At 59.2% G+C, this 12,670-nt stretch carries 9 protein-coding genes; 3 read left to right on the forward strand and 6 right to left on the reverse strand.

Going from position 1 to position 12,670, the window contains the following annotated elements; genetic code table 11:
- Positions 1-581 precede the first annotated feature (581 nt).
- From EQV90_RS20710 to EQV90_RS20735, 6 genes are all read right to left on the reverse strand, one after another.
- Positions 582-2,429: a polyurethanase gene (locus tag EQV90_RS20710; RefSeq protein ID WP_203008495.1), complete on the reverse strand. Its 1,848-nt coding sequence runs from the start codon at positions 2,427-2,429 to the stop codon at positions 582-584.
- Positions 2,430-2,445: 16 nt separating this feature from the next.
- Positions 2,446-3,795: a TolC family outer membrane protein gene (locus EQV90_RS20715; RefSeq protein WP_236010182.1), complete on the reverse strand. Its 1,350-nt coding sequence runs from the start codon at positions 3,793-3,795 to the stop codon at positions 2,446-2,448.
- A gap of 13 nt (positions 3,796-3,808) precedes the next feature.
- Entirely contained in the window at positions 3,809-5,131 is a 1,323-nt protein-coding gene (locus EQV90_RS20720; protein ID WP_240878615.1) for an HlyD family type I secretion periplasmic adaptor subunit, read from the reverse strand.
- Positions 5,128-6,852, reverse strand: a complete 1,725-nt coding sequence (locus EQV90_RS20725; RefSeq protein WP_010657161.1) for a type I secretion system permease/ATPase — start codon at positions 6,850-6,852, stop codon at positions 5,128-5,130. Before EQV90_RS20725 ends, EQV90_RS20720 begins: the two co-directional genes overlap by 4 nt.
- Before the next feature lie 122 nt (positions 6,853-6,974).
- Entirely contained in the window at positions 6,975-7,367 is a 393-nt protein-coding gene (locus EQV90_RS20730; protein ID WP_003445843.1) for an AprI/Inh family metalloprotease inhibitor, read from the reverse strand.
- Positions 7,368-7,423: 56 nt separating this feature from the next.
- A complete protein-coding gene (locus tag EQV90_RS20735; RefSeq protein ID WP_010657163.1) occupies positions 7,424-8,866 on the reverse strand; it encodes a serralysin family metalloprotease in 1,443 nt (480 codons plus the stop codon).
- Positions 8,867-9,828: 962 nt separating this feature from the next.
- Here EQV90_RS20735 and EQV90_RS20740 point away from each other — a divergent pair.
- The 3 genes from EQV90_RS20740 to EQV90_RS20750 all read left to right on the forward strand — a co-directional run bounded on the left by EQV90_RS20740 (position 9,829) and on the right by EQV90_RS20750 (position 12,665).
- Positions 9,829-10,854, forward strand: coding sequence for a LacI family DNA-binding transcriptional regulator (locus EQV90_RS20740; RefSeq protein WP_003445845.1), 1,026 nt, complete (start codon positions 9,829-9,831; stop codon positions 10,852-10,854).
- A gap of 82 nt (positions 10,855-10,936) precedes the next feature.
- Positions 10,937-11,719, forward strand: coding sequence for a TIM barrel protein (locus EQV90_RS20745; RefSeq protein WP_010657164.1), 783 nt, complete (start codon positions 10,937-10,939; stop codon positions 11,717-11,719).
- Positions 11,712-12,665 carry a sugar kinase gene (locus EQV90_RS20750; protein WP_003445848.1) on the forward strand — a complete coding sequence of 318 codons (954 nt, stop codon included), beginning with the start codon at positions 11,712-11,714 and terminating at the stop codon, positions 12,663-12,665. Before EQV90_RS20745 ends, EQV90_RS20750 begins: the two co-directional genes overlap by 8 nt.
- Positions 12,666-12,670 lie beyond the last annotated feature (5 nt).

The following is a 12,670-nucleotide window of genomic DNA, read 5'->3' on the forward strand; positions in this document are numbered from 1 at the left end:
GCTCCGTGGCCACGCCGTGACGGGCCATCCATGGCCCAACACGGCTCTCCCGGCATCCATGCCGGGAGGACCACTACGCAGAACCTCCTCTCAGCCTCCCGAAGGGGCCAGTAGATCAAGATCAAAAACAAATCAAAAGCAGATCAAAAACGACCTTGTAGGCGCTGTTTTGCTTTTTGCTTTTAAAAACGATGCCCCTCCCGCCACTGGATAGTCGGAACGACACGGATGCCCATCACAGGAGGCCGAACGCAGGTGCTGTTGTGGGGGTGGCGAGGCAGGACGCCGAGCCAGCCGTGCCGGGCCATGGATGGCCCGTCACGGCGTGCCCCCACAACAGCGCCGGAGTGAGGGTACCGGGCGAGCCTAGGCGAGCTCGGCCGTATGGTAGGGCACAGACCTTTTGGGTACTTTTGGGGCGTTTGCCAAAAGTGCCTCGCCGTAAGGGCGAAACCCGTAAAAAGCCGTGATACATAGAACGGATATGTACCTGGTTCAAGCAACTGGAATACCGCACACATATCCATGTGCTGTATCACGGCTTTCTATGGCTGCGGCTACCGCCGGAAGCAGGCTCGGCCCTAGGCGATAACGATATCGCTACCCACCAGCGAGGCCAGTCCCACACCAACCAGAGTCACCGAGTCACTGCCAAAACTCAGCACGGTGTCATTCCCGGACACACTGGCATGGGCCCGGTAATCGGCCTCATGGCCACCCTCCACGCCCAGGAAAACCAGGCGGTCGGCGGGCTGATAGCCCAGCAAGGTGTCGTTGCCGAAATGCCCGCTGAAGACAAAGGTATTGCTACCACCCACCGATTCCAGCAGGTCATCACCAGCGCCACCGATAAACACATCATTACCCGCCGATCCAAGCAAATGATCGTTGCCGCCCTGACCCAGCAGCCAGTCACCGTGATCACCGGCCTTGAGGGTGCTGTCGCCCGGCCCTGCGTTCACCGAATGGGTGTAGTCCGTGCGGCTATTGCCGGCCCATAGACCGTCATCGGCAACCCGATGGCTGACCGCCTTGCTCAGCCCCAGCCAGCCGGGCTCATCGCTGACTAACAGGCTGATATCCCGGGCAAGGGTGATACCGCCATGGTTGTCGCGCACATACAAAGTGCCCTGTCCGTCATTGACTACATCTACCCGGTTCAGGGACTGCTGCAGGTCCAGAGTATTGACCCCCTTGCCCCCCAGAATGATGTTGTAACCACCGCTGTCGCGAAAGCTGTCATTGCCATCGCGACCTTCGAGAAAGTCATTGCCGCGCCCGCCCTGGATCAGGTCGTTACCCTCACTGCCGATGATCAAGGTAGTGCCCGTGTGCTTCTCGGCGTTGCGGTTCAGATCCTGGACCCAGTTATTTTCCCGCGCCGGGTTGGACAGGTTGGCCACCACGATGGTCGAGTCCTTGTGCGTCAGGTCATAGAAGGCCGAATCAAGAATACGGTTCATCCCACTTTCGTAGCCGCTGGGCAAGTGAGTGACCCAGGTCGAGACATTGGCGATGGAAAACGGCATCAGGTTCCACGCCACAGATGCGTAGTGATCGTTGAAACTCACAATGTTGTTGGTGGCAGACGCTTGATTGGCGTCATGCACTCCCAGGGATGACAGGCTGAAGTCCGACCCGTTGAGGGCGCGGAACACCGGATCGTTCTCATAGCCGATATTCAGCACATTGGAGGTAACGGTACTTTGCGTCGGCGAGGCAAAGGCAATGTAGCTGGCATCACGATAAAACCCTGACCAATGATCGCCACTCAAGTCAGCCAGGCTATTGACGGCCAGCCCGCCCAGGCTATGGCCGCTGACCAGCACATCCTTGCCTGCCAGGCCGTGGCTGCCGGCAAAGGCCGCGACCTTGCCCAATAAGCTGTCAAAGGCGTTGCCGGTGTAATTTTTGGCGTAATCGGCAGGCCCGATGGCGGCCAGCAAATCACTGATGGCATCACCGATGGAATCACTAATCAAGGATTCCCGTGGCCCGCTGGTGCCGCGAAAACCGATACCGATAGCGGTCAGTTGCCCATCGGCGTCGTACTTGCCGAGGATCTCCACTTGGGCGCTGTCATAGCCCGGCTTTTCACCGAAAAATGTCCCGCGCTGATCGACTTTGCCTGCATAACCCAGCTGCTGCGCGCTAATGGGGCTCCAGCCGGCTTTTTCCACCGCTTCCCGGGCCAGTTTTTCCGAGTCCGGGTTCCACGGGATACCCGGCACCACCCCCTGTGAATCCACGCCGCCGAGCACGGCCTTGACCAGGGTGGCCGGCAGACCGGTACCCATGCCATTTTTCTGGTAGCCCACGGCAAAGCCATTATCGAGGTTGTGGTAGCTATAAAGCGTGATCGCCAATGCATCTTTAAACAGTGCCGCAGACACGTTTGACCCTACATCCTTGTAGTCAAAAACTGCCATGGTTTTACTCTCCTGATTAATCAAACGGACGCACAAAGGCCTCATCGACCCGTGCCAGATCCTGCTCGCCCAGCGTGCCGGCGTAAAAGTGCAATTTGGTCCACGCCAATAAATAGTCGTAGCGGGTTTGTGCCAGATCCCGGCGCGTGGTGTAGAGCTGTTGCTCGGCGTTCAAGGCATCAAGATTGACCCGCTCGCCCCCCAGAATGCTTTGCCGGGTAGAGACCACCAGCGCTTGCGCCGAGGTCAGGGCTTTTTGATAGGCACGCAACTTGTTCCCCCCCGACAGACAGGCGTTGAACTGGCGCCTCAGTTCGATCAGGGTTTCCCGGGTTTTACCTTCCAGTTCATATTCCACCCGGGCCAGATTGCTGCCGGCCTGACGCACCGACGCCGACACCCCGCCCCCTGAATAGAGCGGCAGGCTGACTTCAATGCCGATGGTGTTGGTGTCATAGCGCTGGTTATAGGTGTTACCGCTGTCGGACTCCATCTTGCGCACGCTGGCATAGGCATTGAGTTTGGGCAGATGGCCGGCGCGGTTGCGCTCGACCTCATAGCGCGCCACCTCCAGTGCCTCGCGTTGCGACGCCAGCTCCGGGTTGTTGGCCAGGGCCATGGCATGCCAGGTGGCGAAGTTGGCCGGCTCCAGCGGTAACGGGTTGAAGGCCGCCGCCAGCGGCTGCAACTGCTCGATGCTCACCGACTCAGTGCCAATCAACGCCCCCAGCTCGCGCAAGGCGGCGTCCTGCTCATCAATGGCCTGGATCTCCTCGGCCGTGGCCAGTTCGTAGCGCGACTCGGCTTCAAGGATATCGGTGCGGGTGCCCTCGCCCTGTTGAAACATCTGCTGGTTTTGCCGGAACTGCTGTTCGTAGGCTTTTTTCTTGGCGCGGGCGATATCGATCTGATCCTGGGCAAACAGGGCCTGGGTGTAGTGCGTCAGCACACGCACCAACAACTCCTGACTCTTGCTGCGAAAACTTTCATCGGCAAACAGGGCCTGGGCCACACCTTTGCGGTAGTTGGCGTAGGCCTCGTAGTCGATCAGTGGCTGCTGCACCATAAAGGTCGAGCCATAGCTGTTGTAGTTGCGGTCCTCATGGGTGTTACCGCGTTCGTTCAAATAAGTGGCCTGGGAGTTGTTGCGCCCCTTGTTGTAGCTATAGGACAACCTGGGTAGCAGGCCGGCGCGGCCAATAACCCGGTTTTCCAGCCCCGCGTCGCGCTCCTTCATGGCCCCGAGAAAGGTCGGATCATTGCGCAGCGCCTGTTCGTATACCTCAAAAGGTCCCATCGCCTGGGCGCTGGCACCCAGGCTTAACCACAGCGCAGCAGCCAGGCTCACTTTAAAAACTGTTTTCATCGGTCGCAGCATCCTATCGCTCAGTCAACGCAGAACCTGCGCGATCCAGCAGCGGTTTGAACAAGTAGTTGAGCAGCGAGCGTTCGCCGGTGCGCACAAACATCTCGGCCGGCATCCCGGGTTTGATCACCAGTCCGTTGAGCTTTTCCAGCGCCTGGTCACTGACCGTACTGCGCAGCACGTAGTACGGCATGCCGGTTTTCTCGTCGAGCATCTGGTCGGCCGACACCAGGCTGACTTCACCCGATACCCGCGGCGTAGTGCTCTGATTGAATGCGGTAAACAGAATGTCCACCGCCAGTGCGCTACCCACCCGGTCCACCAGGTTCACCGGCAGACGCCCTTCCACCTCCAGACGTGCGTCCTGGGGCACAATTTCCAGCAAGGTTTCCCCTGCCCGCACCACGGCGCCCTCGGTATGCACCCCAAGGTTGACCGCAATGCCATCCGCCGGTGCGGTGATTTCACTGTGTTGCAGATCAAAGCTGGCCGACGCCAGTTGCTGCTCCAGGGTCAGACTTTTGAGCCGGGCATCGGCCAACTGGCTGCGGACCTCCTTCTGGTACTCATCAATGTGCTGCGCCAGTTTGAGCCGTGATTCCAGAATGCCCTGCTCGATGCGTCCGCTTTCGCCGCTGTTTTGCGCAAGATCCTGCTGAATCTGCGACAGCTGCCGTTCGTACTCCAGCAAGCGGTTACGCGGGATGTAGCCGTTTTCTGCCAGCGGTCGCAGATTGCTCAACTGCTGACGCAAGGAGTCGGCCTGGGCCAATTGATCTCCCCGTGCCCGGCGCATGCCCGACAGCTGCTGCGTAGCCCCTTCAATGCTGGCCTTGAGCCCCGCCTGCTCGCGGGCAAAGGCCTCCCGACGGCTGCTGAACAATTGCTGCTGACCTTCTAGCACCAGGGCCAGTCGCGGGTCGGGATCGAGACTCAACTCGGGGCCGAAATTTACCCGCTGCAAGTTGTCACGCTCGCTTTGCCAGCGGGCCACGCTGGCCCGGGCCATGCGGTATTGCGCGCGCAGCGATTGCACATCGGCCTCGACCTGGGTGGGGTCCAGTTGAAACAACGGTTGCCCCTGATGCACCGCCTGCCCTTCGTGCACCAGAATCTGAGTCACCACCCCGGCCCCCAATGACTGCACGGCCTTGCGCTTGCCCGACACCACCACCGTGCCTTGCACTGCAAGCCCCTCGTCCAGCGGCGCCAGGCTGGCCCACAGAAAGAAACTGCCCGCACCGACGATGGTCAGGACCCAGCCCATTCGTACGTAAAAGCCTGCACCCCGTGCTGGCTGATGGTTATCACTCATGATCGGAGCGTCCTTGCTCATGCGCCTGCACTCTGGCGGTTTAGGCTGGTAGGTTTCTGGGCACCGGCCAATGCCTTGAGCACCTCGGCCGTGGGCCCGAACGCCTGGGTTCGGCCTTCATTGAGGACCAGCAATTTGTCGGTCTGGGCCAACGATGAGGAACGATGGGTCACCAGCACCACCGTGCGCCCGTCAGCCTTGAGTTGGGCAATGGCACGGCTCAGCGCTGCATCGCCCACCGTATCGAGATTGGAATTGGGCTCATCCAGCACCACCAGGCAGGGGCTGCCATACAAGGCCCGGGCCAGCGCCACCCGTTGTTTCTGACCGCCGGACAGACCACTGCCTGCATCCCCCAGCAGCGTGTCGTACCCCTGGGGCAGGCGCAGGATCATTTCGTGCACCCCGGCCTGGCGCGCCGCTTCAACCACTAGCTGCGCATCGGCCTCGCGGAAACGCGCGATGTTTTCGGCAATGCTGCCACTGAACAGCTCGATGTCCTGGGGCAAATAACCGAGGTGGGGGCCGAGCTGGTCGCGATTCCACTGATGGATATCGGCAGCGTCCAGGCGCACGGTGCCGGCCAGCGTTGGCCATACACCCACCAGCACCCGGGCCAGCGTCGACTTGCCGGAACCGGAAGCTCCCAGCACGCCCAGCACTTCCCCGGGGTTGAGGCTGAAACTGACCTGCTGCAAGGTCGCCAGCCGCTTGCCCGGCGGCGCGGCACTGACCTGCTCGAAGCTCACCTGCCCCTTGGGCACAGGCAATGTCATGTTGTCCTGGGTGACCGGATGCTGGCCAAGCAGGCTGTCGAGTCGCTGGTAGGCAAGTCGTGCCGAACTCCATTGTTTCCACACGCCAATCAACTGATCGATGGGGCTCAATACCCGGCCCATCAGGATGGAACCGGCAATCATCATCCCGGCGCTCATCTGGCCCTCAATCACCAGCCAGGCGCCCAGGCCGAGCACCAGCGATTGCAGGCATAAACGCAAGGTTTTGCTGATGGAGCCGATCACGGCCCCGGTGTCACTGGCCTTGTTCTGTTCAGCCAGAAACCGCGAATGCAGGTTGAACCAGCGCTTGCGCAACACACTCAGCATGCCCATTGCCTGAATGGTCTCGGCGTTGTGCAGATGGCTGCTGGCCAGTTGGCTGGATTGCTGGGAGTAGACGCTGGCCCGGGCCAGGGACTGGCGGGTCATGAGTTCGTTGATGCACGCCAGGCCAATTAACAGCACGGCACCGGCCGTGGCCAGCACCCCAAGCCAGAGATTGAACCCATAGATCACAAACAGATAAATCGGAAACCACGGCGCATCGAAGAACGCAAACAGCGCAGGGCCAGTGACAAATTGACGAATCAGGGTCAGATCACCCAGCGCCTGGCCGGCCTGGGCCTGACCGTTGAGCAGGTTGCGCTCGAATGCCGCCCGGTACACCTGTTGGTTGAAGCGGCGCTCCAACTGACTACCGATGCGGATAACAATAAAACTACGGACCGTTTCAAGCATCCCGATAAAGATAAAAAAACCCACGACCATTAATGACAACATGGCCAGTGTCGTGGTGTTTTGCGAAGACAAAACCCGGTCATACACCTGCAACATATAAATGGAGGGCACCAGCATCAATATATTGATCAAGGCCGTGAAACAGCCGACGCTGATCAAAATACTTTTATAGTCAGCCAGCGCATGTATTAACGGTGCGACAGGCGTATTGTTCAGCCGCTTCATGCATCTTCCTTGATGAATAAATCAGGTAGTACCCAAACACGTAAAACTGCTACGCAGATTAAACCAGCCACTGATCTGCCCACGCAGCGCTTTACGATTTTAAATAAATGCTTGCGCCCGGTTTATTCAGGCAACCGTTTCATCATCAGAACTTTGCTCCCCGCCAGTTGCGCTTCATAAAGACCGGGTTCAATACGATCCATATGCACCAGATCCGTGCCGTCCTTGCCCATCAGAAATATCCCGTCCGGGGTCGCAGACCAGCTCGCGGGCGCTTGCCCCAGCCAGACTTCAAGACATTTGATTTCAGGGCTGAAGGTTTTGTCGGCAACCAGTTGCACCTGACAGGCCTGTGTGGCGTCATCCTGGGGGTAAAAGGTCCAGCTGCCCGCCAGTTGCGCGGGGCTCAGTAACAACAGGGAATTGGCCATGGCGCTCTCTATGGTGAAGGTCAGCAATGCGGCGACATAGCCCGTTGCCTTGAAAAACCTGAATGCTCTTCGCGTGTTGTGCATGGGTGTGAATTCCAGGCAAAAGGCAGCGCTTGCGCGCTGCCCATCCAGCGGCTGACTTAAACGACGATGTCGTACGTTGCCATTTGGCCCACGGTGTTCACCAGGAAATCGGCCACAGCGTGACCGCTGAAGTCGACGGCAAAGTGCCCCAGATTACTGGCCTGGTCGTAGCTGACGATCGCTTCACCGGCATGGCCGGTGAAGGTATCGACAAAATTCAGAGCGGCCAGGTTGCTGATGGCCGAGACGTCAATTTTGTCGATACCGGACTGGAAGTCCATGATGATATCGGCTGCCTGCGGCGCTGAGTCTGACACCGCTGCGAACACAAACACATCGGCCCCTGTGCCGCCCCACAAGGTGTCGGCACCACCGGCGCCGTAGATGATGTCGTTACCGGCACCGCCCTTGAGCACGTTATCGGCGCTGTTACCGATCAACAGGTCGTTGCCCGCGCCGCCAATGGCGTTTTCGATAATTACGCCCTGGGCAATCGAGACGTTACCGGTCATGCCACCGACGTCGGAGAACGAACCGGCAGTGAGGTTGATCTTCTGGTTCTGGCTGAAACCCGAGAAGTCCAGGGTGTCGTTGCCGCCGCCATCCCACACCGAGAAAATCAGCTTGTCGCTGGCTGAAGTTGCGCTGTAGTGATCACGGTCCGCCGTGGAGTTGAAGCCATAGACGGTGTCCTCGGCACGGGTTTGCAGGTTGGCACCGTACAGCTTCTGGATGGCTGCAATATCATCCATCTGCGGTGCTGATGCGTAGGCACCTTCACCGCTGTTGGTGAAGTGCTGACCGGTTTTACTTTCACTCCAGTAGCTCATCACGCTGTAGGCACGGGTGTCTTCGCCATAGACCGCATCGCGATAGGTGGGGTTGCCATTACCCGCGTTGTAGTCACCCGGGTGCGACAACCCCAGGGTGTGCCCGATTTCATGGGTCAGGGTTTGACGGCCGTAGTTGCCCTCGCCCGGTGTCTTGTTGACCTCATAGTCCTTGTTGATCAGATACCACGACTCGCCTTTGCGGGCGCTGTTTGGCAGGTAGGCAAAGGCCGCGCCGCCATTGCTGGCACTGAAATTGGCAAAGGTCATATGGCCGTCATCGCCACGGGCAGCCGGCCCTTCGGTGAAGGTCACTTTGGCTACGTCGGCCCAGGATTCCAGCGACAGCTTGGCCTGTTCCTTTTGCAGCGCCGAGAATTGGCCGAACGTGCCCAGGCCACGGGTGGCATAGCCCACTGGTGGCGCCGTGAGGAAGCTGTAGCTGAGGTTGATCACACCGTCGCCGTTAAGGTCATGCCAACTGGCACCGGAACGCGTCAACTGATCAGCCGCCTGATCGGTGGTCAACGAAGGCTTGCCGTTGACCAGATGATCGCCGCGGTCATAGAAGTGACTGAAGTTATCAATCTGGGTAAAAGCGGAACTGCTGCTGATTGCGGCCTGACTCTGGCCAACCGACAGTAACGCTTTCTCTTTAAGTTTCGACATGTAAACACTTCCTTGTTTAACAGTAGAAAATTTTGACAGACCACGACGACCCCATGGCGAGATCGTACTATCACTCGCCGTTTATGGCCGGGCGAAACTGACACAAGTCGAAATATTTAGTCCAGTGTTTTTTTGCCATCGAAACTCCAGAGCCGGATAAACAACAGCAAACATTGAACACCCCGGGAAATATTTTTTTCAGTCATCGAATATTAGAATCATCATATTCACTTGAGGAATAACAATAGCGATTTTATCGATAATGGCCTTTTGCAACATGACTGACCGGTCAGCACTTTTTTATTTAAATAAACCTGTCGCCAGTTCGTCTTTATATAGGGTTTTTAATTAACCAAAATACAGCAGGCACCCCACACCTCACATTCCACCCTTGTGGGAGCGGGCTTGCCCGCGATGGCATCAGCGCGATCCTGCAGGTATGCCCCGTCGCCTGTATCGCGAGGCAAGCTCGCTCCTACAACAGACATTCCACACCCACACCCCGCCACTGTGGGAGCGGGCTTGCCCGCGATGGCATCAGCGCGATCCTGCAGGTATACCCCGTCGCCTGCATCGCGAGGCAAGCTCGCTCCTACAGCAGACACCCCACACCCACACCCCGCCACTGTGGGAGCGGGCTTGCCCGCGATGGCATCAGCGCGATCCTGCAGGTATGCCCCGTCGCCTGCATCGCGAGGCAAGCTCGCTCCTACAGCAGACACCCCACACCCACACCCCAGCACTGTGGGAGCGGGCTTGCCCGCGATGGCATCACCACGATCCTGCAGGTATGCCCCCGTCGCCTGCATCGCGAGGCAAAATCGCTCCCTGTAACCCTGGTCCAGGGCACCGATATTACAAACGGCACTTGACTCGAACCGGTGATTTGAGTTTTCCTGAAACCGGTTTCAGCGCCCTCACGCGAAATCGCCTGCGATAACTCAAATAAAAGGTTTCAGGCCGTGAACAGTTTTTCTGCCGCCCAGCGCACCCGCGTGACCATGCTTGATGTTGCCCGACTTGCCGGTGTATCCAAGGCCAGCGTGTCGCGTTTTATCGGCGAAGACCGCGCCTTGCTGTCCGAAGCTATCAGCCAGCGTATCGAACGGGCAATCAACGAGCTGGGCTACCGGCCCAATCAAATGGCCCGCGGCTTGAAACGCGGACGCACCCGGCTGATCGGCATGCTGGTGGCCGATATCCGCAACCCCTACTCGATTGCAGTAATGCATGGGGTCGAAACCGCCTGCCGGCAGCACGGTTACAACCTGGTGGTGTGCAACACCGACCGCAACGATGAACAGGAGCGCCAGCATCTCGCTGCCCTGCGCTCTTACAATATCGAAGGCCTGATCCTTAACACCCTCGGCCATGATCCTGTGGCCCTGCAACAGTTGCATCAGGAAATGCCCATCGTCCTGATCGATCGCAAGGTCGAGCAACTGCAAACCGATCTGGTCGGCCTCGATAACGCCCATGCCGTGCGCATTGCCCTTGATCACCTTGAGCAACAGGGCTACCGCGATCTGTTGCTGGTCAGCGAGCCCGTTGATGGCACCAGCTCACGGATCGAGCGCATTCACAGCTTCACCACGCAACTGGCCGCACGCCCGGCACTGCGTGGTGCCGTGGTGCAAACCGGTACGCAACTGCGGGCCGACATCCAGTCTTTCCTGCAAACCCCCGGCAACGGCCCCAAGGCACTGTTTTGTGCCAATGGCGTGGCCGCGCTGGCCTGCACCCATATCTTGCGCGAGCTGAACTGTCGCTTGTTCGAGGATGCCGGCCTGATCGCCCTGGATGACCTGGAATGGTTCCCTCTGGTCGGCAGCGGTATCACAGCCCTCGCCCAACCCACCCAACAGATTGGCGCCAGCGCTTTTGACTGCCTGCTCAGACGCCTCAAGGGCGACAAGGCACCCGCCCGGGTCCTGGATTTTGCTGCAAGCCTGATCAAGCGCGGCTCCACTCAACGCCCTGCTACCTGACGCTTTATTGCCGCCGGTTGCCTGTTTAAGCCTGCGGCACTTCCTAACAACAAAATGAAACCGGTTTCAGAGATTAATGACAATGACCACATTTCCCGTATCCATCAGCCTGTCGAGCTACGGCGCCGACCTGGTTCGCCAGCGCGGACAACACAGCTTCATCGAGGTACTGGCCAATGCCGGTGCAACCCGCATCGAGCTGCGGGAAGAATTGCTCACCGGCGAAGACCCGGTAGCCTTCAGCCAGGCCGTGCAGCAGCACGGACTTGAGTGCGTGTTCTCTTCGCCAATGGAGCTGTGGGAAGCCGGGCAGTCGCGCCCCAATCCACAATTGATCGCCACCCTGCAGCGGGCCCATGCCTTCGGTGCGAAATGGCTGAAAGTCTCACTGGGCTATTTCACCGAACACTGCGATCTGCAAAACCTGGCTGCCTGCCTGAACCAACAGTCCGTGAAATTGCTGGTAGAAAACGACCAGACGTCCCAGGGCGGGCGGATCGAGCCGATGCAGCGTTTCTTCGACAAGGTCGATCAACAGCAGGCCCCGATCAGCATGACCTTCGACATTGGTAACTGGCAGTGGCAGGACCAGTCAGCCGGCACCGCCGCCCGCCTGCTCGGCCGTTACGTCAGCTACCTGCACTGCAAAGGCGTGGCCCGGCGCCCGGACGGCAAGCTGATTGCCATAGCGCCAACCGCCACCGACCTGCAAATGTGGCAGCAACTGATGACCCACATGCCCCATGGCCTGACCCGCGCCGTCGAATATCCGCTGCAGGGCAGCGACCTCGACCGGCTGACCAAAGAGCATGTCGCGGTACTGGCCAAACTGAGCCAACAGCAACAGGAGCTGAGCCATGTCTAAGTTTGATGTGTTGTCGTTTGGCGAAACCATGGCCATGTGGGTGGCTGAACACTGCGGCGATCTGGACCAGGTCGAGCTGTTTCACAAACGTATTGCCGGGGCCGACAGCAACGTCGCCATCGGCCTGGCACGCCTGGGTTTCAATGTTAAATGGCTGAGTCGCGTAGGCAACGATTCCCTCGGCCGTTTCGTGCGCAACACCCTGCAAGCCGAAGGGCTGGACTGCCAGCACGTGGCCATCGACCCGCAGCACCCCACCGGTTTTCAACTCAAGTCACGGGTAGATGACGGCAGCGATCCGCAAGTGGAGTATTTCCGCCGCGGTTCGGCCGCCAGTCATCTGGGCCTCGACGCCATTACCCCGCAATTGCTCGATGCCCGCCATTTGCACGCCACCGGCATTCCTCCAGCCCTCTCGGCCAGCTGCAATGAATTGTCCTTTGAGCTGATGAAGTCCATGCGCAAAGCCGGTAACAGCGTGTCGTTCGATCCCAACCTGCGACCGTCGCTATGGGCCAGCGAGCAGCAAATGATTCGCGACATCAACGCCCTCGCCGCCCACGCCGACTGGGTACTGCCAGGGCTGAGCGAGGGCCGGTTACTGACTGGCTACGACGATCCGGGCGACATCGCTGCGTTCTACCTCGACCAAGGAGCAGAAGCGGTGATCATCAAGCTGGGAGCCAAGGGCGCTTACTGGCGCACCGCCGAGCTTGAACAATTCGTGCCCGCCGTACCGGTTGCCCAGGTGATCGACACCGTTGGCGCCGGCGATGGCTTTGCTGTGGGCGTCATCAGTGCCTTGCTGGAAAACCTCGACTTTGCCGAAGCCGTGCAGCGTGGCAACTGGGTTGGCAGCCGTGCCGTGCAAAGCCGTGGCGATATGGAAGGGCTACCGACCCGGGCCGAACTGACGCACCACAACGCGCAGACTGCGCCCGAATAAACACC

The sequence above is a fragment of the Pseudomonas sp. TMW22089 genome, from assembly GCF_022496645.1.
Taxonomy (GTDB): Bacteria; Pseudomonadota; Gammaproteobacteria; order Pseudomonadales; family Pseudomonadaceae; genus Aquipseudomonas; species Aquipseudomonas paraversuta.